At 68.4% G+C, this 23,947-nt stretch carries 26 protein-coding genes; 10 read left to right on the forward strand and 16 right to left on the reverse strand.

Annotated features, from left to right (window positions below; genetic code table 11):
• Positions 1-78: 78 nt before the first annotated feature.
• Together BHD05_RS07605 and BHD05_RS07610 are read left to right on the forward strand one after the other, a co-directional pair.
• The gene (locus BHD05_RS07605; protein ID WP_236966706.1) at positions 79-906 is read left to right on the forward strand and encodes an ADP-dependent NAD(P)H-hydrate dehydratase; all 828 of its coding nucleotides are present in this window, start codon (positions 79-81) and stop codon (positions 904-906) included.
• Positions 907-911: 5 nt separating this feature from the next.
• Complete coding sequence (locus tag BHD05_RS07610; protein ID WP_202614319.1) at positions 912-2,297, forward strand: glycosyltransferase 87 family protein; 1,386 nt, start codon at positions 912-914, stop codon at positions 2,295-2,297.
• Here BHD05_RS07610 and BHD05_RS07615 read toward each other — a convergent pair.
• Positions 2,230-2,556: a thiamine-binding protein gene (locus BHD05_RS07615; protein WP_161885900.1), complete on the reverse strand. Its 327-nt coding sequence runs from the start codon at positions 2,554-2,556 to the stop codon at positions 2,230-2,232. The genes BHD05_RS07610 and BHD05_RS07615 overlap by 68 nt on opposite strands.
• A 131-nt stretch (positions 2,557-2,687) precedes the next feature.
• On the opposite strand from BHD05_RS07615, the gene BHD05_RS07620 reads away from it, so the two are divergent.
• A complete protein-coding gene (locus BHD05_RS07620) occupies positions 2,688-3,926 on the forward strand; it encodes an MFS transporter (protein WP_161887419.1) in 1,239 nt (412 codons plus the stop codon).
• Between the two features lie 357 nt (positions 3,927-4,283).
• On the opposite strand, the gene BHD05_RS07625 is transcribed toward BHD05_RS07620, so the two are convergent.
• The 7 genes from BHD05_RS07625 to BHD05_RS07655 form a co-directional block, all read right to left on the reverse strand.
• Positions 4,284-4,949: a response regulator transcription factor gene (locus BHD05_RS07625; protein ID WP_161885901.1), complete on the reverse strand. Its 666-nt coding sequence runs from the start codon at positions 4,947-4,949 to the stop codon at positions 4,284-4,286.
• 32 nt (positions 4,950-4,981) lie between these two features.
• Entirely contained in the window at positions 4,982-6,235 is a 1,254-nt protein-coding gene (locus tag BHD05_RS07630; RefSeq protein ID WP_161885902.1) for a hypothetical protein, read from the reverse strand.
• Between the two features lie 5 nt (positions 6,236-6,240).
• Complete coding sequence (locus tag BHD05_RS07635; protein WP_161885903.1) at positions 6,241-7,404, reverse strand: sensor histidine kinase; 1,164 nt, start codon at positions 7,402-7,404, stop codon at positions 6,241-6,243.
• A gap of 82 nt (positions 7,405-7,486) precedes the next feature.
• Positions 7,487-8,155 (reverse strand): response regulator transcription factor, encoded by a 669-nt coding sequence (locus BHD05_RS07640; RefSeq protein ID WP_236966707.1) that lies wholly within the window; start codon positions 8,153-8,155, stop codon positions 7,487-7,489.
• A 101-nt stretch (positions 8,156-8,256) separates the two neighbouring features.
• Positions 8,257-9,462: a homoserine O-acetyltransferase MetX gene (metX, locus tag BHD05_RS07645; RefSeq protein ID WP_161885905.1), complete on the reverse strand. Its 1,206-nt coding sequence runs from the start codon at positions 9,460-9,462 to the stop codon at positions 8,257-8,259.
• Positions 9,463-9,530: 68 nt separating this feature from the next.
• Positions 9,531-10,853 carry a bifunctional o-acetylhomoserine/o-acetylserine sulfhydrylase gene (locus tag BHD05_RS07650; protein WP_161885906.1) on the reverse strand — a complete coding sequence of 441 codons (1,323 nt, stop codon included), beginning with the start codon at positions 10,851-10,853 and terminating at the stop codon, positions 9,531-9,533.
• 91 nt (positions 10,854-10,944) lie between these two features.
• On the reverse strand, positions 10,945-12,105 hold the full coding sequence (locus BHD05_RS07655) for an acyltransferase family protein (RefSeq protein ID WP_161885907.1): 1,161 nt from the start codon (positions 12,103-12,105) through the stop codon (positions 10,945-10,947).
• Positions 12,106-12,171: 66 nt separating this feature from the next.
• Here BHD05_RS07655 and BHD05_RS07660 point away from each other — a divergent pair, with 66 nt between their 5' ends.
• The 5 genes from BHD05_RS07660 to BHD05_RS07680 all read left to right on the forward strand — a co-directional run bounded on the left by BHD05_RS07660 (position 12,172) and on the right by BHD05_RS07680 (position 16,084).
• Entirely contained in the window at positions 12,172-12,972 is an 801-nt protein-coding gene (locus BHD05_RS07660) for an SDR family NAD(P)-dependent oxidoreductase (RefSeq protein ID WP_236966708.1), read from the forward strand.
• Between the two features lie 50 nt (positions 12,973-13,022).
• Positions 13,023-13,694: a uracil-DNA glycosylase gene (locus tag BHD05_RS07665; protein ID WP_236966709.1), complete on the forward strand. Its 672-nt coding sequence runs from the start codon at positions 13,023-13,025 to the stop codon at positions 13,692-13,694.
• 8 nt (positions 13,695-13,702) lie between these two features.
• A complete protein-coding gene (locus BHD05_RS07670; protein WP_161885909.1) occupies positions 13,703-14,599 on the forward strand; it encodes an ATP-binding cassette domain-containing protein in 897 nt (298 codons plus the stop codon).
• Entirely contained in the window at positions 14,596-15,420 is an 825-nt protein-coding gene (locus tag BHD05_RS07675; RefSeq protein ID WP_161885910.1) for an ABC transporter permease, read from the forward strand. The genes BHD05_RS07670 and BHD05_RS07675 overlap by 4 nt, the downstream gene beginning before the upstream one ends.
• An 85-nt stretch (positions 15,421-15,505) precedes the next feature.
• Positions 15,506-16,084, forward strand: coding sequence for a GNAT family N-acetyltransferase (locus BHD05_RS07680; RefSeq protein WP_161885911.1), 579 nt, complete (start codon positions 15,506-15,508; stop codon positions 16,082-16,084).
• A gap of 5 nt (positions 16,085-16,089) precedes the next feature.
• On the opposite strand, the gene BHD05_RS07685 is transcribed toward BHD05_RS07680, so the two are convergent.
• The 3 genes from BHD05_RS07685 to BHD05_RS07695 are packed head-to-tail and all read right to left on the reverse strand — an operon-like array spanning position 16,090 to position 18,106.
• Positions 16,090-16,860, reverse strand: a complete 771-nt coding sequence (locus tag BHD05_RS07685; protein ID WP_161885912.1) for an ABC transporter permease — start codon at positions 16,858-16,860, stop codon at positions 16,090-16,092.
• Entirely contained in the window at positions 16,857-17,747 is an 891-nt protein-coding gene (locus BHD05_RS07690) for an ABC transporter ATP-binding protein (RefSeq protein WP_161885913.1), read from the reverse strand. The genes BHD05_RS07685 and BHD05_RS07690 overlap by 4 nt, the downstream gene beginning before the upstream one ends.
• Positions 17,744-18,106, reverse strand: coding sequence for a GntR family transcriptional regulator (locus BHD05_RS07695; RefSeq protein WP_202614320.1), 363 nt, complete (start codon positions 18,104-18,106; stop codon positions 17,744-17,746). The genes BHD05_RS07690 and BHD05_RS07695 overlap by 4 nt, the downstream gene beginning before the upstream one ends.
• A 112-nt stretch (positions 18,107-18,218) precedes the next feature.
• On the opposite strand from BHD05_RS07695, the gene BHD05_RS07700 reads away from it, so the two are divergent.
• On the forward strand, positions 18,219-18,584 hold the full coding sequence (locus BHD05_RS07700) for a hypothetical protein (RefSeq protein WP_161885915.1): 366 nt from the start codon (positions 18,219-18,221) through the stop codon (positions 18,582-18,584).
• 4 nt (positions 18,585-18,588) lie between these two features.
• Here BHD05_RS07700 and BHD05_RS07705 read toward each other — a convergent pair whose 3' ends face one another.
• On the reverse strand, positions 18,589-19,209 hold the full coding sequence (locus BHD05_RS07705) for a hypothetical protein (RefSeq protein ID WP_161885916.1): 621 nt from the start codon (positions 19,207-19,209) through the stop codon (positions 18,589-18,591).
• Between the two features lie 99 nt (positions 19,210-19,308).
• Between BHD05_RS07705 and BHD05_RS07710 the strand changes: the two genes are divergently transcribed.
• On the forward strand, positions 19,309-20,724 hold the full coding sequence (locus tag BHD05_RS07710) for an amidase (protein WP_161885917.1): 1,416 nt from the start codon (positions 19,309-19,311) through the stop codon (positions 20,722-20,724).
• 22 nt (positions 20,725-20,746) lie between these two features.
• Here BHD05_RS07710 and BHD05_RS07715 read toward each other — a convergent pair whose 3' ends face one another.
• The 4 genes from BHD05_RS07715 to BHD05_RS07730 all read right to left on the reverse strand — a co-directional run bounded on the left by BHD05_RS07715 (position 20,747) and on the right by BHD05_RS07730 (position 23,908).
• Positions 20,747-21,400 carry a hypothetical protein gene (locus BHD05_RS07715; protein WP_161885918.1) on the reverse strand — a complete coding sequence of 218 codons (654 nt, stop codon included), beginning with the start codon at positions 21,398-21,400 and terminating at the stop codon, positions 20,747-20,749.
• 64 nt (positions 21,401-21,464) lie between these two features.
• The gene (locus BHD05_RS07720) at positions 21,465-22,538 is read right to left on the reverse strand and encodes an LLM class flavin-dependent oxidoreductase (protein ID WP_161885919.1); all 1,074 of its coding nucleotides are present in this window, start codon (positions 22,536-22,538) and stop codon (positions 21,465-21,467) included.
• 84 nt (positions 22,539-22,622) lie between these two features.
• Complete coding sequence (locus BHD05_RS07725) at positions 22,623-23,477, reverse strand: SDR family NAD(P)-dependent oxidoreductase (protein ID WP_335920183.1); 855 nt, start codon at positions 23,475-23,477, stop codon at positions 22,623-22,625.
• On the reverse strand, positions 23,474-23,908 hold the full coding sequence (locus tag BHD05_RS07730) for a Fe-S oxidoreductase (RefSeq protein WP_236966710.1): 435 nt from the start codon (positions 23,906-23,908) through the stop codon (positions 23,474-23,476). The genes BHD05_RS07725 and BHD05_RS07730 overlap by 4 nt, the downstream gene beginning before the upstream one ends.
• Positions 23,909-23,947: the final 39 nt, after the last annotated feature.

Here is a 23,947-nt window from a genome sequence, read left to right on the forward strand (position 1 = left end):
CAGCTACAACTGAGCACCGCGCGAATCTATGCCCGCAACCGGCATCCGATCCGCCCGCAAGCGAACTAGGGTCGAACAGTGACCTACTCCGAGTGGACGCCAGCGGATGCCGCCGGGCAGATGAAAGTTCCCACCGCGAGCGACGACAAGTACTCGCGGGGTGTGCTCGGAATCGTGACCGGGTCGACGGACTACCCCGGTGCCGCGGTCATCGGCGTCGAGGCGGCGCTGCGCACCGGTGTCGGCATGGTGCGCTACCTCGGGCCCGAGGTGCCGACGAGCCTCGCGCTCGCGCGCCGCCCGGAGATCGTCACCCGGCCGGGGCGGGTGCAGGCCTGGCTGCTCGGGTCGGGAATCGCGGCCGGAGCCCGCGACGCCGACACCGCGAACCGCCTCACGACGGCCATTGCGCAGGAGCTGCCGACCGCCCTCGACGCCGGCGCCCTCGGCCTCCTCGGCTCCGCGACAGGACCGACGGTCATCACCCCGCATCACGGCGAACTCGCGCGGATGCTGGGCATCGACCGGTCCGAGATCGCGCAGGATCCGGCCGCGTGGGCGGCGCGGGCCGCCGCCGACCTCGGGGTCACGGTGCTCCTGAAGGGGTTCCGCACGCACATCGCCGACCCCTACGGGAGCCGACTGCTCGTGACCTCCGCGACGTCGTGGACGGCGACGGCCGGAACCGGAGACGCACTCGGCGGCATTCTCGGGTCGCTTCTCGCCACCCACTCGGCCGAAATCGCGGCGAGCCGCGGTGCGCTTGCGCCGCTCGCCGCGACGGCGAGCGTGCTGCACTCCCTCGCCGCCGAGCGGGCGAGCGGGGGCGGCCCGTTCACCGTTCTCGACCTCGCCGCCGAGTTGCCGGGGGTCGTCGCCCGGCTGCTCGCCGCCCCGCGCGCGTGAGCCGGGTGATGCCGGTGTCCGTCGGGTCCGGCGGGGAGCAGGAGCAGCCGCGAGGGCTGGACGGTGGCCCCGCGGATGCCCCCTGGCGCCGCGCCGCCCGGGCTTCGCTGGTGCTGTGGGCGGGGTTCCTGCTCGTGCACGCCGTGCTCATCGCCCTGAACATCTTCGGCTACGGCTGGCCGCTCGGCGACATCACCGTCTACCGCTTCTGGACCGATCAGGCCACCGGTGCCGACTACTGGGTCGGCATCGACGCGCCATGGGTGTATCCGATCCTCGCGCTGGTGCCGATGCTCGCCGCGCAGCTCGGCACCCAGATCGCCGACGCGATCCCTGCACTATCACTCGCCACTGTCGGCCCGGACGCCTACGTGGCCGGCTGGCTCGTGACGGTGACGCTGCTCAACGCGCTCGCGTTCGGAGTGCTCACCGGTCGAGGCACGCGCCCGGGTCGCGCGGCAGCCGGCTGGTGGTGGCTTCTGTTCCTGCTGGCGCTCGGTCCGATCGCCCTCGGCCGCATCGACTCGGTCACCGTGTCGCTCTCCGTCGTCGCCGTGACCCTGATCGCGTCCCGGCCGCGCGTCGCAGCGTTGATACTCACGATCGCGGCGTGGATCAAGGTGTGGCCGGGCGCGATCGTTATCGCGATCGTCGCCGCGAGCCGGGACCGCTGGCGTGTGCTCGCGACGGCGGTCGGCGCGAGCATCGCGGTGGTGGCCGTGACGCTCTCCTTTGGCAGCGGCGCGAACGTCTTCAGCTTCGTGACCGAGCAGACCGGGCGGGGGCTGCAGGTCGAGGCGCCGGTCACGACCGCGTGGATGTGGCTCGCCTGGGCGGGCTTGGCCGACGCGAGCGTCTACTACGACGACAGCATCCTCACCTGGCAGGTGAGTGGCGAGGGCACCGGCCTGGTCGGCTCGCTCATGACACCGGTGCTGCTGCTCGCCGTCGCGGCGATCACCGCCGTCGCGCTGGTCTCACTGCGCCGGGGGGCGGATGCCGCGGCGCTGCTGCCGCCACTTGTGCTCGCACTGCTCACGGGCATGATCGCGTTCCAGAAGGTCGGCTCGCCGCAGTTCATCTCCTGGCTGGCCGTGCCCGTGATTCTGGGTCTGGTGACGCACTCCGAGCGGAGGGGAGCGCGCTTCGTGGTCCCCGCGGCGCTTGTGGTGTTGATCGCGGGCCTCACCCACGTGATCTACCCCTACCTGTACGGGTACCTGCTCGGGGTCTTCCCGGCGATGCTCCTCGTGCTGACCCTGCGCAACCTGCTGCTGTTCGTGGTGCTGGGCTGGGCTGTTGTCGCGATCGTGTCGAGTGCGCCTAGATCGGGGGAGCCGGGGGATCCTGGCCCTCGAGAGCGGCTTCGAGGCGCTCGAGCTTTCCGGTGAGCTCTCCCGACCAGCCCGGCCGGATATCTGCCTTGAGCACGAGGGAGACGCGCGAGCCGTAGGCGCCGACCGCCTCCGTCGCGCGCTTGATGACGTCGAAGACGCTGTCCCAGTCGCCCTCGATGGTCGTGAACATGGCATCGGTGTGGTTCGGCAGGCCGGACTCGCGCACGATGCGCACGGCCGCGGCGACGGCGTCGTGCACCGATCCGTCGTCGTTACCGGTTCCGGACGGGGCCACTGAGAAGGAAACGAGCATCCACCGATTATCCCACTGGACGAGCGCGGATCCAGGCGCGGCGAGCAGCTGGCGTACAGTAGCTAGCAGTTCGCCCCGGCGAGCGATGCCGGATGCTCGATGGCGAGCCGTTCCCCGTTTTCGTGACCAGAATGGTTCGCCGCTTCGTGCCTGCCCTCACCCCCGCCCGCGCACGCCTCGCGCTGCTCGCGCTCGCGCTCGGCGGCTTCGGCATCGGCGCGACCGAATTCGTGGCTATGGGGCTGCTACCGAATCTCGCCCAGGACCTCCTGCCGGGCCTCTACGCCGACTCGCCGACGGTGGCCAACGCGCGGGCAGGGTGGCTCGTCTCGGCCTACGCGCTCGGCGTCGTCGTCGGCGCGCCGACGATCGCGGCGCTCGCGGCCCGTTTTCCGCGGAAGAAGCTGCTTCTCGTGCTCGTCGCGGCCTTCACGATCGGCACGGTGGCGTCCTCGCTGCTGCCGAGCTTCGGCCTCGTGATCGCCGCGCGGTTCGTCGCCGGGCTGCCGCACGGCGCCTACTTCGGCGTGGCTGCGCTCGTTGCGGCCTCGATCATGGGGCCGGGCAAGCGAGGGCAGGGCGTCGCACTCGTGCTCTCCGGTCTCACGATCGCGAACGTGATCGGTGTGCCGACGATCACCTACCTCGGGCAGGTGACGAGCTGGCGCATCGCCTACCTCGCCGTCGCGGCCATCTTCGCGGCCACATTCGTGGCGATCGCGTACCTCGTTCCGTTCCAGCCCGGGGATCCTGACGCGACGATGCGGCGTGAGCTGCGCGCGTTCGGGCGCATCCAGGTTTGGCTCGCCCTGCTCATCGGCGCGGTCGGCTTCGGCGGGTTCTTCGCGGTGTACACGTTCATCTCCCCGCTCGTCACTGAGGTCACCCGGCTCGGCCCGGGATTCGTGCCCGTCGTGCTCGTCGTCGTCGGGGTCGGCATGACCCTCGGCAACTTCCTGGGCGGCTGGACGGCCGATCGCAACGTGATGGGATCGATCTTCACCTACTTCGGACTGTTCGTCATCGCGCTCACCGGGCTCGCCCTCACCGCCCAGACCACCGTCGGCCTGCTGGGGTTCGTGTTCCTGATCGGCTTCGCCGCATCCGCCCTCTCACCCGCCATCCAGACCCGGCTCATGGACGTGGCAGGCGACAGCCAGACGCTCGCCGCGGCCGTCAACCACGCCTCGCTCAACCTCGGCAATGCCCTCGGCGCGCTGCTTGGCGGAGTGACCATCGCCGCCGGGTTCGGGTATGTCTCGCCAACCTGGGTCGGTCTCACCCTCTGCGCCCCTGGTATCGCACTGGCCGTCACCGCGCTGCTGCTGCAGCGCCGCCGCGTGCCCGAGCCAGCGCTCGCGCCGGTGTAATCCCGCGCCCGGAGCGTCCGCACGCTTTCATCATTCAGGAGTCGGCTGCTGGTGGGTGTTTCATCATTCAGGAGTCGGCTGCTGGTGGGTGTTTCATCATTCAGGAGTCGGCTGCTGGTGGGTGTTTCATCATTCAGGAGTCGGCTGCTGGTGGGTGTTTCATCATTCAGGAGTCGGCGGTAAAGCTCGGAGCCAAAGTCCCGTCGCGGCCCCGCACGGCCACCGCGCCAGCCTAGATTTCGTCCATCAGGCGGATGCTGGCTGCCTCAGACTCCTGAATGATGAAGGTCAGTATTGCTTCAGACTCCTGAATGATGAAGGTCAGTATTGCTTCAGACTCCTGAATGATGAAAGCGGTTAGTAGCTTCCGGGCATCTCCGTCTGCAGCAGGATGCCGTCCTGAATCGCTCGCTTGCGCAGCGCCACCTTGGTGCCGACATCGATACCCGCGACTCGGTACTTCTCCCGGATCCGCTTGAGGTAGGACTTCGCCGTCTCCTCGGAGATGTCGAGCTGGTACGCGACTGTCTTCACGGGCTCGCCACCGCCGTACAGCGCCATGACGCGTCGCTCCTGGGCGCTGAGCTTCGGCGCACCGCCCACGTCGTCCGCGTTGAGCGCGAGATCGAGCTCGGCCGAGATGTAGGACTCGCCCTTCGCCGCCGAGCGGATCGCCTCGACGATCATCCCGGCGTCTTCGCTCTTGACCAGATAGCCGAGGGCGCCGGCCGCGAGAGCCTCACGCACGACATTGGGCTCGGAGTAGGTGCTCATGAGCACCGTTTTCACGCCGGCCGTCTTGAGGGTCGAGATTTTGAGCGAGATCGGGAGGTTGTCCTTGAGGTCGAGGTCGAGGAGCACGACGTCGACTGGAAACTGCGGGTGCGTCAGCAGCTCCGGCCACGATGCGCAGGCAGCGACCATGTCGATGTCGCTCGCGGCGCCGCGGATCCATTCGGTCAGCGCGCCGAGCAGCATCCGGTGGTCATCGACCAAGGCAAGGCGAATCCGGTTTTCAGTCATCGAGTGGTATTCCTGTTCTCTCTTGTCGAATGCTATTGGTCGGCGGGGTTCGGGACGATGCACTCAATGTCGACACGCAGACTCGAGTGCTCGGTGGAGTCAACGAACCGGCCAACCTTTGCGATGGCCGCCCACGCCGACGGGTCAACGCGGTTGCGATGAACGCCGGTGGTGGTGATGACGATCGGAATGGTGATTGTGCGCTTGGCGCCGGGGTCGATGCGTGGGAGCACGGGTCCGATGACCAGGCGCGCCGTGGCGGGGGAGCTCTTCTTCTTGTTCTCGACGACGAGCAGCCACACAGCCGAAAGCAGCCCGTCGCGCTGCTGCGGGTCGAGCAACCCGGCGAGGCTTCCGGCGTCCTTGAGCGTCGCCGACTTTCCGAGCTGGTTGGATTCGGTGATCGCGTGGTAGAGCCAGGTCTCCCGGCGACCTTCGATGAGGTGCAGGCGCAGCTCGGTCGCGAGGGATGCGGCGGTGGACGCGAGTTTGGGGCGGAGGGGGAGCGCGGTGCGTCCGCTCGCCACCGAGTCGAGCAGTTCCTCGGCGGCAAGGTCGAGCCGGGCGAGCTCCTCGGATGCGAGCATCCCGACGGCGAATCGTGGCGCCGACACCGTGCTCTGCACGAGCACGCGGTCGAGTTCGAGCTGCACCATGCGCCGGAACTTCCGCACAGCGAACACGGCCACGAGCGGGGGGAACACCGCGACCGCGACGGTGGTGATCTGCCCCGGGACCGTCTCGGCGGTGAGCGGTGTGGTCAGCACGATCGCGGCTACGAAGGCAATGAAGAGCGCGGCGACGGCCAGAATGAGTTCGCGCGCCGGGCGGTGCACGACTGCCGTCATGAGGCCGAAGCCTGCCGTGACGGATGCCGTCGCGTAGGTACCAATATCGTTCAGCGGCGCGATCGCGACGAAGTCCAGGGCGACGACGGCCGCGAGTGCCGCAAGGTAGGACGCGAAGAGCCAGGTGGGGAGCCGGTCCCCGCGCGTCGCGATCGACAGGCTCAACGTCGCGAACGCCGCGATGAACAGCAGCCAGGCGAGAACGACGGGCAGCACACTCGGGTAGGAACCGATGTTCGTCGCGAAGGAGACGAGGCCGTAGATCGCCTGGATGGCGCAGAGCACTCCCGCCCCGAGTGCGAGATGCGCGCTGCCGAGGGTCGAACCCTCGGCGTTGGCGTGCACGACCGCGCGCGCGGCGGTCGAGGAGGAAGGAACTCTGGTGAGCCGTCGCCGGCCGCGGGCGGAACCGAGGGTGTTCTCCTGGGTACGGGTCATGCCGCTCACCGGGGGACCTCGAGTACGACGGTCGTTCCGGCGCCCGGGGAGGAGAACAGGCGTGCGTTGCCGCCGACCTCCTTGAGGCGACCGACGACCGAGTCCTTGAACCCGAGGCGAGCGGAGTCGATGTCATCGAGGCTGAAGCCGACACCGGCATCCGTCACCATGGCACGCACCGTCGTCTCGTCGTCGGTGATCGTCACGTGGGCATCCGTCACCCCGGCGTGTCGGCGCACGTTTTCGAGGCACTCGGCGAGCGCGAGGAGGAACGCGTCGAGCACGTCGCTCGGCAGGAGCACCTGGCCGGTCCCGTGCCAGCTCACCTCGAGGCCCATCCGCCCGAATCGCTGCTTGACCGATTCGAGGGTGTGCCCGAGAGCAGACTCCTCGACGGGCTCGACGTTGAAGTGCTCGGACGACTGCGGAACGGGGGTGCCGCCGAGGCGGAGCTGGCGCAACAGCCTCGCGTCGTCGCCGGCCTGCTGCTGCAGCGCCGTGGGCGCGACCCCGACGCCGGAGTGGGCGAGAAGGGTGAGCGTGGCCAACACGGTGTCGTGCAGCAGCCGGGCGCCCTGTCGTCGCTGCGCCTCGGTCTCGCTCGCCTGGCGCTCCGCCCGGTGTGCCCGGCCGATACTGTAGATCTGCCGGGCCGCCCGCGGCACCGTCGCGCTCAACCAGTACGCGAAGGTCGCGCACAGGGCCCAGCCGAGAAGCACCGTCGCGCTCTGTGAGGACAGCACGCGAGCACCGGGGACCGCGAGCTCGACGAGCGCGGTACTCGCGATGAGGCCCGTTGCGAGGATCAGGATGCGCGGGAGGCTGCCGGTCAGCACGATTGCGAGGGCGGCGATGCCCCCACCCGCGAGAGTGACAAGCGAGGTCGCCGCCGCAGGCGTCGTGGTGCCGTCGAACGGCACCTGGACGAGGACGAGAATCGACAATCCCGCTGCAATGCCCAGAACCGGCCAGAGCACCGAGCCGCTCGAACCGAGTCGGACCAGGCAGAAGACGAACACCGCGAAGAGGGGGATCGTCGACAGGAGCGTGCCGAGCGGCACGACCCCCGGGATCGCCAGGCAGACGAGGCAGACGACGAGACTGGCGAGACCGAGTCCGCGCGCGGTGCTCCGAAGCAGGCGGTCGCGTTCGTGCGCAAATTGTTCCACAGTGATCTTGGCTGCCTCCGGATTCCGGGGGGTGGCGCCCGACAGCGCACCCGACTCCGACGGCCCCAATCCTAGGGCAGAGCTACTCGGGCGTGAGCCAACCTTCGTTAATGCCACGCCGTCGGAGAAGAACCTTTGTCCCCACGTCCACGCCGATCTGGAGGTATTTGCGGCGGGCCCTCTTGATATACGACTTGACGGTCTCTTCGGTCGTTCCCATGTGCTCCGCCACCTCTTTGATCGATCGGCCGGCCGCGTAGAGCACGATCGTCCGTTGCTCCTGCTGGCCGAGCCCGGGGTCGCGGCCGAGTTGCTGGCCGTCGAGTGTCGCCGAGGTGAGCCGGCTCAGGTAGCGCCGCCCGGTCGCGACAGTGCGCACTGCGCTGATGAGCTCGTCGGCGGAATCGGTCTTGGGCACGAACGCGAGTGCACCCGCAGTGAGCGAGCTGTGGATGGAGCCGGCGTCCGCGTGTCTGCTGATCACGACGGTCGCGGCGCCGGCGGCCGTCAACGCCCTGATCTTCGTGCCGATCGGGATACCGTCGTTGAGGTTCAGGTCAAGCACGACGACGTCGACGGGGAAGTCCGCGTGGGCAAGCATGCCGAGCCAGGTCGTCTCGTGGATGACGATCTCGATGTCGACCTGACGGGCCTCTACATGGGCCAGCAGCCCGTCGAGGACCATCCTGTGGCCGTCGACGATCGCGACGCGCGTGAACGGCTGGGGTGAGCGCAGTGTGCGTTCGGCCACGCGATGACACCTCCGGGCTCTCATCCCGGCTGAACCTCAACTGCGGTGCCGAGAGAAACCCAGCATAACTACAGTGAAAGGAACTCGTGTACCGCGTGCGATCAGGTCGCGAGAAGACGCTCGACCCACGGCGCGACGAGCGCGCTCTCGATGAGGAATCCGTCGTGTCCGAAGGGCGAGTCGATGACCACCGGCTCGCGGCCGGAGATCCCGGATCGAAGTCGACGGGCGATGACGTGCTGGTCGGCGACGGGGAAAAGCCGGTCGCTGTTGATGCCGAGCACAAGACTCGTCGCGGTCACCCGGTCGAGGGCGGCATCCACACCGCCGCGGTCACGGCCCACGTCGTGCGCGCTCATGGCGCTCGCGAGCGTCAGGTAACTGTTGGCGTCGAACCGTCGGGTGAACTTATTGCCGTGGAAGTCGAGGTAGCTCTCGACGGCGAACTTGCCGTCGCCCCCCAGCGGGTTGAGGCTGCTCTGCCAGCTCCGCTCAAACCGGTCGTTGAGTTCGCCGGGCGAGCGGTAGTTGAGCAGCGCCATCCGTCGGGCGAGAGCGAGGCCGCGATATGGCCCGTCTCCGTCGGCCGCATCGTAGTAGTCGCCGGCGGCAAACGCGGGATCCATGCGAATCGCCTCGAGCTGCACGGAGTTGACCGCGATCTGGTCAGCGCTACTGAAGGCCGGAGCGGCGAGCACAGCCACCCGGGCGACGCGGGCAGGATGCTCGATGGCCCACTCGAGCGCATGCATCCCACCCATCGAGCCGCCGATGACGCCGGCCCAGACGTCGATGCCGATCGCATCCGAGAATGCCGCCTGCGCCTGCACCTGGTCGCGGATCGTGAGAAAGGGGAAGCGCGCCCCCCATTCCCGGCCGTCGGGGGCGAGCGAGGCCGGCCCGGTGGTGCCCTGGCATCCGCCCAGCATGTTCGGCGCCACCACGAACCACCGGTCGGTGTCGACCGCCTTGCCCGGTCCGACAAGGTCACCCCACCAGCCCCTGGTGGGGTGGCCGCGTCCCGGCGCCCCGATCACGTGGCTGTCGCCGGTCAGGGCGTGCGGTACGAGCACGGCATTGGAGCGGTCCGCGTTGAGGGTGCCCCACGTCTCATAGGCGACGCGCACGGGGGGCAGGGGCGCGCCCGCCTCGAGCTGCATCGCTCCGATTCCGATGAACTGGCGGTCGCCGGGGTGATCGCCCTCTCGCCAGGCGCCGCTTGCCGGCGGACCGCCGATCATGGATCGGGTGTTCGCCTCGGTGACGAAGAACGAGGGGACCGTGTCTTCGGGTGTCTGCCAGTCCATGTCGTCTCCAGTATCGTCGACCGCGCCGGGCGAAAGCTGTTTGTTACGCTTCCGCCCGCGCGCGAGCGTCAGGCCGCGTTGGACGCGGCGGCGGAGCGTGCAGCCTCGAGGCCGGCCGAGAGGTCGGCGAGGATGTCGTCGATGTTCTCGAGGCCGATCGACAGCCGCACGAGGCCGGGGGTGACTCCGGAGGTGAGCTGCTGTTCGGGTGTGAGCTGCGAGTGGGTCGTGGAGGCCGGGTGGATGATGAGGCTGCGCACGTCGCCGATGTTGGCGAGGTGGCTGAACAGGCCGGCGTTATTGACGAGCGCACGCCCGGCATCGACCCCGCCCTTGAGCTCGAACGACAGCACCGCGCCGACGCCGAGCGGTGCGTAGGTGTTCGCTGCGGCGTACCAGGGGCTGGACGGGAGCCCGGCGTAGAAGACGGTGGCGACGTCGTCGTGGCTGTCGAGCCACTCGGCGACCGCCTGGGCGTTCTTCACGTGGCGCTCGATGCGCAGGCTCAGGGTCTCGATGCCCTGGATGAGCTGCCATGCGCTTGCGGGAGCGATCGAGGCGCCGAGGTCGCGCAGCAGCTGCACGCGCGCCTTGATGATGTAGGCGATGCCGTCGCCGAGTACCGTTGTGTAGCTGGCGCCGTGGTAGCTCGGGTCCGGCTCGGTGAGCCCGGGGAACTTGTCGACGTTCTTGCTCCACTCGAACTTGCCGCCGTCGACGATGATTCCGCCGATCACGGTGCCGTGGCCGCCGAGGAACTTCGTGGCGGAGTGCACGATGATGTCGGCGCCGTGCTCGAACGGGCGGATGAGGTACGGCGTCGCGATCGTATTGTCGACGATGAGCGGAACTCCGGCGCTGTGCGCGACCGAGGCGACCGAGGCAATGTCGAGGATGTTGATGCGCGGGTTGCCGATCGTCTCGGCGAAGAAGAGCTTCGTGTTCGGTCGCACCGCGCGCTCCCACTCGGCGGGGTCGTCCTGGTTCTCGACGAAGGTCGTCTGGATGCCGAGCTTTGCGAGGGTGTACTTGAAGAGGTTGTAGGTGCCGCCGTAGATCGACGACGACGACACGATGTGGTCGCCAGCCTGGGCGATATTGAGAACGGCGATCGTCGTCGCGGACTGGCCAGAGGCGAGCAGCAGCGCAGCGGTTCCGCCCTCGAGAGCGGCGACGCGCTCCTCGACGACGGCCTGGGTGGGGTTCTGGATGCGCGTGTAGATGTTCCCGAATTCAGCAAGGGCGAACAGGTTCTTGGCGTGCTCGGCGTCGTTGAAGACGTAGGACGTGGTCTGGTAGATCGGAGTGGCCCGCGCGTTCGTTACGGGGTCGGGTGCCGCCCCCGAATGGATCTGCTTCGTCTCGAATTTCCAGGCGCTGGTGTCGCTCACGGGTGTCTCCTTCGTCGGGTGATCGGATCAGCCTAGAAAGGCCGTCGGGCGTGCATCAATTATCGGTGACACGCACCGTAATGTTTGCGGCTCAGCGGTCGCGGCGCGAGCCGGTCGGGTCGACACGAGACTGGCGCCGGGGCTTCCGCCGCGGCCGAGGCTCCACCCCGGGGTCGCGGTCGAGAAACAGCCAGCGCGGCTTGGGCTCGATGATCGGTCGGAACAGCCACCGGATGAAGGGGCTAGCGAGCACGATCGAGATCGCGATGCTGGCGAAGACCATGCCGAGCAGCCACGTGGCCGAGGAGTGGTCGCCGCGCAGCACGCCGGTTTCGCGAATCGGGTAGAGCACGAAGCTGTGCAGCAGGTAGATGTACATTGTCGACTGGCCGAAGCCGGTGAACCAGGTCTCCGAGCGCGGAATCAGCACGAAGAACGCGCCGCTCAGAATGACCGCGACCACGATGAGCGCGAGCCGGAAGAGTCCGGCCCACCACTGGTCCTCGCCGAGACCCGTGTAGGAGTCGTCATAGAAGAACCAGAACCTCAGGTCCATACTCCGCCAGACGTCGATGAACGTGACGACGATGGCAAGCCAGGCGGCGAACACGGCGATCGCCGCGCAGCGGATCCACCACGTTGTCGTGGTGACGAGGCTCCAGCGGTCGATGAGGCCCCACTCCCGCAGCTTCCAGCCGAGCACGAAGAAGGGCAGGATGCCGATCGCCCGCGACAGTGAGAATGTGCTGTCGACGTTGGACAGGTACCCGACGCCGAACGAGAACAGCAGAGCCCAGAACAGCGGCCAGCGCACCAGCGACAAGTAGGGGAGGATCACCCGGAAGATACCCAGCGCAAGCAGGAACCAGAGCGTCCACGACGGTTGGGACGGGTTGAACTCCGCGTAGCCCTCGACGAGGAACTTCACGAGCGTCCAGATCGTCTCCATGATGAAGTACGGCAGCAGGATGTCGGTGATGACCTTCTTCAGGCCACCCACCGTCGGCGGCCCGGTCTTCGAGAAGTACCCGCTGATGATGGCGAACGCGGGCATATGGAACGCGTAGATGAACAGGTAGAGGGCGAGCGCGTTGTCCGAGTCGGCGGTGAGCCGCTGGATTCCGTGCCCGATCACGACGAGTGTGACGGTGGCGAAACGGGCGTTGTCCCAGACCGGCACTCGCGGGCGCGGCGCCTTCGGGCGCGGCTTCCCTGACGGGTCGCTTTCGAGAGCCGCTTCGGACTTAGTCATATCGGTGCCAGCCTAAGTCACCCGCTGTGGGCACAGTACGGTGGACGCATCGGCAGAGGAGGATTTGTGGCTACACGGCGAGTGGTGGTGACCGGGGCGAGTTCCGGGATCGGTGCGGCGGCGGTGCGGCTGTTTCGCGCCCACGGTTGGGATGTCGTCGGTATCGCCCGGCGGGTTGATCGACTGGAGCAACTCGCGGCCGAGACTGGCGCGGAGGTCTTCGTCGCCGACGTGACGCAGGCCGCGGACGTCGATGCGCTGCGCGCGCATCTGGCGGCGGGCGGGCCGGTGCATGCGCTGGTGAACAACGCCGGCGGCGCCTTCGGGATGGCGTCGGTCGAAGACAGCGACGCGGACGACTGGCTGCGGATGCTCGACGTCAACGTCGTCGCGGTGAAGCGGGTCACCAGCGCGCTGCTTCCACTGCTGCGCGAGGGGGCAGCGGATTCCGGGGTGGCTGACATCGTGACCATCACCTCGATCGCCGGTCACGTTCCCTATGAGGGCGGCGGCGGGTACAACGCGTCGAAGTTCGCCGCGCACGCGCTCATGGGCGTGCTGCGCCTTGAGCTCGCGGGTGAACCGATCCGTGTGATCGAGATCGCGCCCGGCATGGTGAAGACCGACGAGTTCAGTCTCGTAAGGTTCGCGGGCGACCAGGCGAGGGCGGATGCCGTCTACGACAACGTGCCGAACCCGCTGTCGGCCGAGGACATCGCGGCGGCGATCGTGCACGCCGTCGAGTTGCCCTCGCACATCAACCTCGATCTCGTGACGATTAAGCCGGTCGCCCAGGCGGCCCCGCACAAGGTTGTGCGCGGCGCACTCACTCCGCGCCGGCCGCAGAGCCAGCAGACGCAGGGCTAGGCGTCGATCGCCTCCCCGATGAACCCCGACACGCCATGAGGCTTACGCCGATGGGCGGACTCGACCCGGGCTGGGCCACTGCGCTCGCGCCGGTCTCGCCGCAGATCGCCGCGCTCGAGGAGTTCCTTGAGGCGGAGACGGCCGCCGGTCGCGGGCTCCTGCCCGAGCCGGGCAAGGTGCTGCGCGCCTTTACCGACCCGTTCGCCGACGTGCGGGTGCTGATCGTGGGACAGGACCCGTACCCGACGCCCGGGCATCCGATCGGCCTGAGCTTCGCCGTCGACCCGCACGTGCACCCGCTGCCGCGCAGCCTCCAGAACATCTACCACGAGCTGCGCGACGACCTCGGGGTGCACACGCCGGAGCACGGCGACCTCGGCGCGTGGGCCGGGCGCGGGGTGCTGCTGCTCAACCGAGTGCTCACCGTGTCGCCCGGGGAGTCCGGCTCGCACCGCGGGAGGGGCTGGGAAACCGTGACCGAGCATGCCATCCGGATGCTCGTGGCCAGGGATGCACCGCTCGTCGCAATCCTCTGGGGGCGGCAGGCGGCATCGGTGCGCCCGGCTCTCGGCGCGACCAGGGTGATCGAGTCGGCGCACCCGAGCCCACTCTCGGCGAGACGCGGATTCTTCGGATCCCGGCCGTTCAGCCGCGCCAACGCGATGCTCGCCGAACTTGGCGCGGCCCCGATGGACTGGTCGCTGACGCCCGACTCTGCTTGAGTGGTCGCATGCCAACCGGGGTTCCTATCGAGATTCGCTCGCTGACGAAGTCGTTCGGTGCCGTCGAGGCCGTCACCGACCTCAGTTTCACGGTACAGCCGGGGCAGGTGACCGGATTCCTCGGGCCCAATGGTGCAGGCAAGACGACGACGCTGAGGGTGCTGCTCGGTCTCGTCGCCGCCAGTTCCGGCACGGCGACCTTCGCCGGCACCGCCTACCGCGACCTGACGCATCCGCTCGCGAGCGTCGGCACGGCCCTCGAGGCCGCGAGTTTCAACCCCGGTCGCACCGCCGCGAACCACCTCGCCGTCTACGCGGTCGCCGCCGGCATCGAGCGATCCCGCGTCGGCACCGTGCTCGACCAAGTGGGGCTCACCGAGTACGGCGACCGCCGGGTCGGCGGCTACTCGCTCGGCATGCGGCAGCGACTCGGCCTCGCGTTCGCCCTGCTCGGCGACCCGGGCGTGCTCGTGCTCGACGAGCCGGTCAACGGGCTCGACCCCGAGGGCATCCGCTGGATGCGCGGCCTGCTCCGGGCGCTCGCCGCCGAGGGGCGCACGGTGCTCGTCTCCTCACACCTGCTCACCGAGGTTCAGCAGACCGTCGACGAGGTCATCATCATCTCCCGCGGGCGCCTCGTCTACTCCGGCACCCTCGACGACCTCGAGGCCGGCACGACGGTCGTGGCGGATGCGCCGGACCGCGCTCGTCTGGGTGCTGCGCTGCGCGGAGCCGGCTCCCAGATCGAGCAGGGCCCCGACGGACTGATTGTCACCGGCGTGACCGCTGCAGAGGTGGGCGCGATCGCGCTCGCCGCCGGGGTGCCCCTGAGCAAGCTGACGGCGAGGCAGGAGGGGCTCGAGGATGTCTTTCTCGAGCTGGTCGGCGAGGGGGACCGCGCATGAGGTTCGCGAACGTCACCGCCGCGGAATCGCTGAAGCTCACCAGCACACGGCTCTGGTGGATCCTGTTGCTCGTCCTGTTCGGCTACGTCGCGTTTATCGCCGCCCTGCTCGCGGGACTGTTCGGGGCGATGGGCGAGCAGCTGTCGGCGACACCGGGATCCCCGCAGCTGCCAGATGCGACGCTCCCGCCCGTGGTGTACAGCACCGCGTCGGCCGTGGGCTACGTGTTCCCCGTGCTGCTCGGCGCCCTCGCGACGACGTCGGAGTTCCGTCACCAGACGCTCACGCCGACCTTCCTTGCCACTCCGCGCCGTGGCGTGGTACTGCTCGCGAAGATCGTGGTGCTCGCCGTCGCTGGCGCCCTCTACGGGGTCGTCGCGCTCGTCGCATCCATCGGCCTAGGTGCGCCGATCCTCGCCGCGACGGGCGTTCCGACTGCGCTGGGCGATTCGGAGACCTGGATGCTCGCTGCCCGCGTCGTGCTCGCGATGTCGCTCTGGGCGGTCGTCGGCGTCGGCCTCGGCGTGCTCGTGCCCAACCAGGTCGCCGCGATCGTGATCGTGCTCGCCTTCACCCAGTTCGTCGAGCCGATCCTGCGGTTCGGCGCGACGATCTGGGAGTGGACGGCGCAGATCGGCCAGTTTCTGCCGGGAGCGGCGAGCGATGCGCTGGTCGGGGCGAGCATCTTCACCTCCCTCGGCCCCGGACAGGTCGAGACGGTGTCGCTCGAGTGGTGGCAGGGCGGCCTTGTGCTGTTCGTCATCGCTGCGGTCGCCGCCCTCGCCGGGTACTTCGGTGCCTGGAAACGCGACGTGACGTGACGCGCTGCGGTGGGCGCGGGCGCGGCGGCGCAGGTGGCTGGACTAGGATTTCCCGCATGCTCCGACACGAGACAAGCGGGTTCTGATGCTCGAAGAGGAGTACCAGGCCAGCCACCGTCCGTTCGGCGCCCAGCGCAATCTGCCGCCCCTGCAGGTGCCGTTCGAGTACGAGATCCGCGCGGTCGAGGCCGCCGACCTGCCCGACATCCGCGAGATCTACAACCACTACGTGGCCAACTCGACCGTCACCTTCGACGAGAAGCCGATGACGCTCGCGCAGCTCCGCGCCAAGTTCGCGCAGCTCGGCAAGCTCGGCCTGCCCTTCATCGTGGCGGTGAGCCCCAACGGGCACGTGCTCGGCTACGCCTACGTGTTCCCGTGGAAGACGAAGGCCGCCTATCGGTTCACGGTCGAGAACTCGATCTACCTCGGACCGGCCGCGACCGGCAAGGGCCTGGGCAAAGCGCTCATGGGCGAGCTCATCACCCGGTCGAAAGCCGCCGGGCTCAAGGAGATCGTCGCTGTCATCGCTGACCGCGGCGCCGACGCATCCATCCGACTGCACGAGCACTTCGGCTTCAAGCAGATCGGCCACATGGGCAAGGTGGGCTTCAAGTTCAACCGCTGGCTCGGCACGATCCTTATGCAGAAGAGCCTGAAGTAGCGGACCTAGGTCCGCGGCGTCGCTCCTCGGATGAGCACAAGGCCGGCGACGGCCGCCGCGGTGCTCGGCACCAGGCTCCAGACTGCGACGCCCAGTGCCCCGTTCTCGGTGAACCAGCCACCGATTAGCGGCCAGCTCCCTGTGTCGGTTGCGAGCCAGGCGAGTCCGACGGTGATGAGGGCAAGCGCGGCGAAGAAAACGAGCATCCCTCTCGAGCGCCACCGCACGTAGACGGCGGCTGTTGCCGCGCCGACGAAGAAAAAGAAGAGGAAGGCAAGCAGGAACAGGGCGAAGCGCTGCAGCGGGGTGTCGGCATCGAAGAAGACCACGTCGAACATTGCCCCGCCGAGACCCCAGCCGCCGGTTGCCCGTTCCAGCTCCGCGAGCACGGTCATTCCGAGCGCGTAGTAGATGCTGAGCAGCACGAAGGTCAGTGATGATCCGAGGTAGAAGTCGCGCCGTGTCACGCCATAGCCGAGGGCGAAGGGGAATGCGGCATTGATTGCCTGCACCGCGACAACGAGCATGTAGACGAAGATGAACGTCGAAGCCCCGCTGAACTGCATCCCCTCCGCGGCGTCGACCCGGTCCGCTGGAGGCAATGCGCTCGCGAGAATCCACCAGATCAACAGATTCACGAGGAAAATGAATCCGAGAATCAACCAGGGGAGCACGAGGAGCGGTACCTTCTGGGTCAGGTGCAGCCGGGCGACGTTGACGATGCGCGTGACCGCCCCACTGGTCGCAGGTCGGGTTACCCGGGTGTCGATTGTCATGCGCTCTGCTCGAATTCTCTCGAGGACGAGTTCGTCCTGTGGACAATCAGTTGTTGGAGGGAGACAGGCGACAACTCGAGGCCGGCATCGCCGGCTGCGTGGCGCTCATCGGAGGTGAGTGCGTGGATCGTGACCGACGCGAGGCCGCCAACCCCCTTGCGGGACAGCGCCGCCCGGTCGCCGACAAACGCGTCGACGGCGCCTCGCGGGCCGACCACCGTGGTGGCGGAACTGCGCACATCATCGGCGGCGCCGTCGATGATGACCCGGCCCTGGTCGAGTACGATCACGTGCTCGAGCAGATTGCTGACCTCGTCGATCAGGTGGGTCGAGAGGATGACAGTGCGCGGATGCACCGCGTAATCCTCGAGGAGCCGGTCGTAGAAGGTCTGCCGCGCGACGGCATCCAGTCCTAGGTAGGGCTCGTCGAAGAAGGTCAGTGGCGCCCGCGACGCGAGGCCGACCACCACGCCGACGGCGGAGAGCTGGCCGCGGGAGAGTTTCTTCACCCGGCGGTTCGTCGGGATGCGGAAGTCGTCGATGAGCTGCTCGGCAAAGCTGGCATCCCACCCGCTGAAGAACCACGGCGCACTTGTGAACACGTGCTTCACGGAGAAGTCCTCCGGATACGTCTGGCTCTCCTTGATGAAGCAGATGCGTTCGAGCACGCTCGCTGTCTCGACGGGCGAGCGCCCGAATATTTCGATTGTGCCTGAGGTGGCGAATTGCTGACCCGTGAGGAGCTGCATGAGGGTGGTCTTGCCTGCGCCGTTGCGGCCGAGTAGACCGCAGATCTTGTTCTGGCTGACGGAGAAGCTGACGTCGTCGAGCGCGACAACCTTTCCGAATCTCTTGCTGAGGCCCTTGACCTCGATGACGGTGCTCATGCCACGCCCTCTTCCTTGTTCGTTTCGGACAGGATCATGTCGGCCAATTGGGCCCGCGAGATACCGAGACCCGTCGCCTCCGCCAGGAGGGGGCGCACGAATTCGTCGCGGAACTGCTCCCGCCGGTTCGCCCTGATCCGGGCCAGGGCCCCATCGGCGACGAACATGCCGATGCCCCGCTTCTTGTAGAGGATTCCCGCGTCCACGAGCAGGTTCACTCCTTTCCCGGCCGTGGCCGGATTGATCCGATAGAAGCCGGCGAATTCGTTCGTGGAGGGCACCTGGGTCTCCTCGAGCAGCGCCCCACTGAGGATGTCGTTCTCGATTCGCTGGGCGATCTGAATGAAGATCGGCCTCATCGCATCCACATGACTCCTCCGTCATTGTTCATTGGTTTGTTACTTGACCAGCTAACCCCTGAACATTGCGCCTGTCAAGGGTTTGTCGCCCAATCCGGGTTAAGGTCGTTGCATGTCCGAAGCTCCCCGTTTGCGGCCCGCGAAGCACACAGTGCTGCACACCTTCGCCGCTCACATCAAGGCGAGGCCGAAGGCGGTCTTCCTGGCGCTCGACGGGCGGCTCAACCCCGGCACGGGCGCCGGGAGCGCCTACCTCGCCGATCCCGACGCCTTCTTCATCGTCGCGCAGGGCGGCTGGTGGTACCGCGCCGAGTACCGGGTCGTGCCGGACGAATACGGCTCGAATCTCGAGCACGTGATTCTGAGCGTGGCACAGCGCGGCGAGAAGGCCGCGCTCGCGACAGGCCGTCGGGTCATCCAGACGGCGCCTCTGGTCTTTCACGACCTCGTGAAGAGCCTGCGCGCCGAGCTGGAGTAGGCGTCTAGGGAGCCGGGTAGAGCTGCTCGACCGCGGTCTCGGCCCAGTCGTTCACCTCTGCGAACCGGTCCGGCCCGCCGAAGGTGCTGTTCACGGTGACCCAGCCGTCGGGAAGCACGATGTGCACGATGGCGGGAAGCGTGCCCTCATCGCCCTCCTGACTGAAGATGACCCGCTCGCCGTCGGCGCTTTCGTCGAGGCCGCGGGTCGCGAGTTCGGCGAGCACGCCCTCGTGGGCATCGTTGGTCAGCGCTTGGGCTGCGAACTCGAACGAGCTCAGGTCGACTCCGTCCTGGCCGTAGACGCAGTAGAGCGGCTCGCCGCCGTCCTGCCCGACCGATCGCTCCTGCTCGTAGATGCCGTTGCCGTTGGAGTCGCTGAAGAGGACCACGTCGTTCGCGGCATACTCGGCAGCGAGGTCCGGTCCGACGAGCTCGGAGCAGTCGTCTGGCAGGGTGAACGCGGCGGGCGCCGTGGTGGGAGTCGGGGACGCGGATGCCGTGGGTTCGGTGTCGGTGGTCGGCTCGGGCTCCCCGGAGCCGGCGGTGGTGCATCCGGCGAGCGCCGCAACCATCACGGTGACGAGGGCAGCTCGGGAGGCGAGGCGGGGAGCAAGGCGGGTCATGGCATCCGATCTTCTGGCTGTGTGCCGCGAATCTAGCATCCGCTCGCGGTGAGCCCGTGACCACACCCGGCGCGGCCGCCGAACGCCTAGGCTCGGGACGTGTTCGAACTCCACCATCTCACCGCCCAGGAGCAGTGGGACTGGCTCCAGCGCGGCGAGATCACCCCGACCGAGCTGGCCTGGCACTACCTCGAACGCATCGAGCGGCTCGACCACGGCCTCGGTGCCTTCGTGACGGTGACCTCGGATGCCGCCCTCGAACGCGCGGCGCACGTGGAGTCGGCCGTACCGAGGTCCGCTCCGCTGTGGGGCATCCCGTTCGGCGACAAGGACCTCAACCCGAGGGCCGGGGTCCCCACCAAGTTCGGCTCGGCGCTCATGGCGGACTTCGTGCCGGATGCCTCCGACGAGCTCACCCTCGCCCTGGACGCCGCCGGGGGAGTAAGCCTCGGCAAAACCAATGCGCCCGAGTTCGGGCTCCCCTCCAACACCGAGAGTCGCGTCGCGCCGCCAGCACGCAATCCCTGGGACACGAGCCTCGGGGCGGGCGGATCGAGCGGCGGTGCGGCAGTCGCCGTTGCGGCGGGACTGCTGCCGTTCGCGCCCGGAACCGACGGCGGCGGCTCGGTGCGGATCCCCGCGGCGGCCACCGGACTCGTCGGGCTCAAGCCCTCCCGGGGCCTCGTGCCGAGTGGTACCGGAATCGACAAGCTCGCCGGGCTCGTCGTCCCCGGCCCGCTCGCCCGCACGGTCGCCGACGCGGCCATGCTGCTCGACGCGATGATCGCCGGGGGCGACTACCCGTTCACCCTGCGCGCGCCGCGCTGGGACGGCGGGGGACTGCTCAACGCGGCGGTGCGCGGCGAGGGACGCTTCCAGCTCGCCGTCATGACGACCTCCCCGTGGGACGACGCCTACGACGTGACGGTGTCGGACGAGGCATCCGCCGCCCTCGCGCTGGCGGTGCGCGAACTCGCCTCGATCGGCCACGGCATCGACGAACTCGCACTCGAGCCCGATCCCAGCTATTCGCCCGCGTTCCGCACTGTGTGGCAGGCCGGTGCCTCCGGGATCCCGGCCGAGGGCGCCGAGCTCGAGCTGCTCGAGCCGCTCACCCGCTGGCTCGTCGAGCGCGGCCGCGAGCTGTCGGCGCGGCAGCTCGCCGAGGCGCTCGCGCAGCTCGCGGCGTTCGAGCGGTCCGTCATCCGCCAGTTCGCGGGGGTGGATGCCGTGCTCACACCCGCCCTTGCCCTCACGCCCCGCCCGATCGGCTGGTACGACAGCGAGGACCCTGAGCGCAATTTTGCCCAGCAGGTGCAGTACACGCCGTTCACGAGCTTCGCGAACGTCACCGGGCTGCCCGCGATCACGCTGCCGGTCTACGAGGCCGCGGGAGGCATCCCGATGGGGGTTCAGCTCATCGGCCGCCCGGGCGGCGAACACGTGCTGCTCTCGATCGGCGCGCAGCTCGAGCGCCGGCTGGGCTGGCACCGCCGCCACCCGCCGCAGTGGTGACCACCGCTGACTCCGTGCCGACTCAGCCCGCGCGGGCCTGGCTGACGATCATCTCGAGCTCACTCTCGACGTTCGAGTAGAACCACTCGGGGCCGACGAAGAGGAAGCAGCTCTCCTCGCCCATCACCGACTGCTCCGGCGGAAGGCAGAAGAGCTCGCCGCCGAGCGCGGAGCGCGCGAAGTACCCGTCGGCGGTGAGCCGGGACTTCACCGCCTTCGCGTTGGCGCTGGAAATCGCCGAATGTCCGTAGGAGAAGGCGTCGCCCGACGACGGGTACCCCCACTGGCAGGCAACCCCGTTGTACTGAACGAACAGCCCGATCGAGTTGCCCTGGTCAATCATCCGTTGGCCGAAGTCGGGGATGAGTGCCCAGCCGTCGGCTGCACTGGCGGCGAACCGCTGTGTCGTCTCGCCGTCAAGCAGCGATTGGCAGGTCGATGTCGTTCTGAACTCAGGCGCGGGTTCGGGCGCGGCGGACGGCGTGGGAGTGGCGCTCGGCGCGGGCGCGGGCGCGGGCGCGGGCGACGCTGTGGCGTCGGGACTCGCGCTCGCACTCGGGCTTGCGCTCGCGCGAGGGGAGGCGGACGGGCTCGGGTCCCCGGCATCCGGCTCCGCTGCACATCCGGCCAGTAACAGGCACGCCGCCGCGGCGACGATCAGGCGGTGAACTCTCATGGCATTGCCTCCCACACAGGGCGGGCGGGCCCCATCCCCCTTAGCGTCGAGAGTACCGCGCCGCCTACCCGATCGGTACGGGCTGCTTCCGCGCGCCGAGTTCCTTGTTGACCTGCGGGGCCACCTCCGTCGCGAACAGCTCGATCGACTGCATCATGAGTGGCTGGGGAACGCCCGACCAGTCCATCTGCAGCCCGACCCGGTCGTTGCCGAGGTGGCCATGCGTGGCGATGATCTTGTCGGCGACCTCATTCGGGCTTCCACCGAAGATCGCGCCGCGTGGCCCCGTCATCTCGTCGTAGCTCTCCCGCGTCGGGGTGGGGAAGCCGCGCTCCTTCGAGATGCGGCTCATCGACGTGGCCCAGTAGGGGAAGAAAGCATCCTTCGCCGCCTTCGAGCCTGTTCCGATGAAGCCGGGGCCGGCGATCGCCGTCGTGAGCGTCGAGACGTCGTGGCCGGACTGCGTCGCCGCCCGGCGGTAGAGGTCGAACAGTGGGGCGAATCGCTCGGGGTAGCCGCCGATGATCGCGTAGCTTACGGGCAGACCCAGCATTCCGGCTCGGGCAGACGACTGGGGGTTGCCGCCAGTGGCGATCCAGATGTCGAGCTTGCCGGGGTTCTCCGGAGTACCGATCGGGCGGGGGAGGATGAGGGCGTCGTCGAGCGGCGGCCGGAACTGGCCCTGCCAGGTGATTCGCTCGCTCTCGTTGAGGGCGAGAAGCAGCTCAAGCTTCTCGGCATACAAGGCGTCGTAGTCGGCGAGGTTCGCGCCGAACAGAGGAAACGACTCGATGAAGGAGCCGCGCCCGGCGACCAGCTCGGCGCGACCGTGGGAGAGCAGGTCGATCGTCGAGAACTGCTGGAAGACTCGCACGGGGTCCTCGGTGCTGAGCACCGTGACGGCGCTGCCGATGCGGATGCGCTCCGTGACGGCCGCGGCGGCCGCGAGCACGGTTGCTGGCGCCGAGATCGCGTAGTCGGGGCGGTGGTGCTCGCCGAGCCCGAAGTAGTCCAAGCCCGCGCGATCGGCGAGTTTGATGCGCTCGATCGTGTTGGCGAGCTGCTGCTCGGCTCCGACGCCCTGGCTCGTGGTGGGGTCGAGGTCGATGTCGCCGAAGCTGTAGATTCCGAATTCCATACATAAGTATACAAAGCAGCGGCGGCGATAATTCCCGACGCCGGCCGACTGGACGCCAGGCTGTCGGGACGACAGGTGGCCCGCTCAGCGGGCCGGCACGCAGCCGACAAGCTCGGCGCTGCGCTGCCAGAGCGCGGCGGCCAGGTCCGCGTCGCCCGCGAGCCGGTGTCGACGACCGTTGCCGGTGAGGGTGTCGAAGTAGGTGCCGCTGGGGAATCCGGGGTCGAGCGTGGACGCGAGCTCGATCAGCGGCACGGCTCCGGCCTCGACCGAGATGCCGTACCGGCCACCGCTCATGAGGGCGATGAGCGCCATCAGAGGGGATCCGTGGCCGAAGCTCGTGGCGACGAAGCCGGGATGGAACGAGTACGCGCTGACACCGGTGCCGGCGGTGCGCCGCGCGAGTTCCTCGGTGAACAGGATGGTCTCGAGCTTGCTCGTGCCATACGCCCCCCAGCCGCCGAGCCACGGCCGCTGGGCCCAGTTGAGATCGTCGAGCCGCAGTCTCGCCCAGCGGTTCGCAACGCTCGCCGTGGAGATTACCCGCGCGCCGGACTCGATGAGCCGCGGAAGGAGCAGCTGCGTCAGCAGGAACGGTGCAAGGTGGTTCGACTGGAAAGTGCGCTCGTGCCCATCAACGGTGAGCGTGCGGGTCGGAACGAGGCCGCCGGCGTTGTTCGCGAGCACGTCGATGCGGTCGCACGCGAACAGCAAGTCATCGGCAAGGGTGCGCACGTCGTCGAGCCGGTCGAAGTCCGCGATGAACGCGACCCCGCCAACCTCGGCCGCGACCGCCTCGGCGCGTGCGCGGTGGCGTCCAACAACAGCGATCCGGGCACCTCGGTCGGCGAGCTCGGTCGCCGCCTGCCTGCCGATGCCGGAGCTCGCGCCCGTGATCACGACGGTCTTGCCCGTCATCGAACGATCGATGCTCGTCACCGATAGCCACCCTTCTCAAGCCCTGCCTCTACTTCGAAGCGGTTCTCAGAAGCGATTGGTCCGGCGGCGAGATAGAGCGGAACCAGGGCCAGCCCAAATCGGCGCCACTGGTCGCGGTGCACCGCCTCGTGCTCGAGAACGGCGGGAGAGACATTGTTTCGGGTGAGGAAAACGGCGCCGATCGTGGTGCCGCCACGGCCGAACGCCCAGTGCGGGCATCCACGCGCCACGATCACGCCACAGCTCTCCTCGAGGCGGCCCACGCTCAGGGCGCCACCCCACACGAGTCCGATCGCGGTTGCCGCGAGATAGCCGACGCGCACGACGCGGCGGTTGCGTGCGAGGCGCACGATCGCGGGCCGAGCTGATGCCGCGGCCACGACGGACAGCGCACCGCGTTGGAGGGCGGTGGGGATGCTCGCTCGCGTCATTATCCATTGGTAGCACGATCCGCCCAGCGTGATCCGCGC

The sequence above is a fragment of the Marisediminicola antarctica genome, from assembly GCF_009930795.1.
In the GTDB taxonomy this organism is placed as follows: Bacteria; Actinomycetota; Actinomycetes; order Actinomycetales; family Microbacteriaceae; genus Marisediminicola; species Marisediminicola antarctica.

What these genes read in the sequence shown, in the direction of transcription:
- BHD05_RS07615 (WP_161885900.1), bottom strand. Translation starts at nt 2,556, where the DNA reads ATGCTCGTTTCCTTCTCAGTGGCCCCGTCCGGAACCGGTAACGACGAC.
- BHD05_RS07620 (WP_161887419.1), top strand. Translation starts at nt 2,688, where the DNA reads ATGGTTCGCCGCTTCGTGCCTGCCCTCACCCCCGCCCGCGCACGCCTC.
- BHD05_RS07625 (WP_161885901.1), bottom strand. Translation starts at nt 4,949, where the DNA reads ATGACTGAAAACCGGATTCGCCTTGCCTTGGTCGATGACCACCGGATG.
- BHD05_RS07630 (WP_161885902.1), bottom strand. Translation starts at nt 6,235, where the DNA reads ATGACCCGTACCCAGGAGAACACCCTCGGTTCCGCCCGCGGCCGGCGA.
- metX (WP_161885905.1), bottom strand. Translation starts at nt 9,462, where the DNA reads ATGGACTGGCAGACACCCGAAGACACGGTCCCCTCGTTCTTCGTCACC.
- BHD05_RS07655 (WP_161885907.1), bottom strand. Translation starts at nt 12,105, where the DNA reads ATGACTAAGTCCGAAGCGGCTCTCGAAAGCGACCCGTCAGGGAAGCCG.
- BHD05_RS07665 (WP_236966709.1), top strand. Translation starts at nt 13,023, where the DNA reads ATGGGCGGACTCGACCCGGGCTGGGCCACTGCGCTCGCGCCGGTCTCG.
- BHD05_RS07670 (WP_161885909.1), top strand. Translation starts at nt 13,703, where the DNA reads ATGCCAACCGGGGTTCCTATCGAGATTCGCTCGCTGACGAAGTCGTTC.
- BHD05_RS07675 (WP_161885910.1), top strand. Translation starts at nt 14,596, where the DNA reads ATGAGGTTCGCGAACGTCACCGCCGCGGAATCGCTGAAGCTCACCAGC.
- BHD05_RS07680 (WP_161885911.1), top strand. Translation starts at nt 15,506, where the DNA reads ATGCTCGAAGAGGAGTACCAGGCCAGCCACCGTCCGTTCGGCGCCCAG.
- BHD05_RS07685 (WP_161885912.1), bottom strand. Translation starts at nt 16,860, where the DNA reads ATGACAATCGACACCCGGGTAACCCGACCTGCGACCAGTGGGGCGGTC.
- BHD05_RS07690 (WP_161885913.1), bottom strand. Translation starts at nt 17,747, where the DNA reads ATGAGCACCGTCATCGAGGTCAAGGGCCTCAGCAAGAGATTCGGAAAG.
- BHD05_RS07695 (WP_202614320.1), bottom strand. Translation starts at nt 18,106, where the DNA reads ATGAGGCCGATCTTCATTCAGATCGCCCAGCGAATCGAGAACGACATC.
- BHD05_RS07700 (WP_161885915.1), top strand. Translation starts at nt 18,219, where the DNA reads ATGTCCGAAGCTCCCCGTTTGCGGCCCGCGAAGCACACAGTGCTGCAC.
- BHD05_RS07705 (WP_161885916.1), bottom strand. Translation starts at nt 19,209, where the DNA reads ATGACCCGCCTTGCTCCCCGCCTCGCCTCCCGAGCTGCCCTCGTCACC.
- BHD05_RS07715 (WP_161885918.1), bottom strand. Translation starts at nt 21,400, where the DNA reads ATGAGAGTTCACCGCCTGATCGTCGCCGCGGCGGCGTGCCTGTTACTG.
- BHD05_RS07720 (WP_161885919.1), bottom strand. Translation starts at nt 22,538, where the DNA reads ATGGAATTCGGAATCTACAGCTTCGGCGACATCGACCTCGACCCCACC.
- BHD05_RS07730 (WP_236966710.1), bottom strand. Translation starts at nt 23,908, where the DNA reads ATGACGCGAGCGAGCATCCCCACCGCCCTCCAACGCGGTGCGCTGTCC.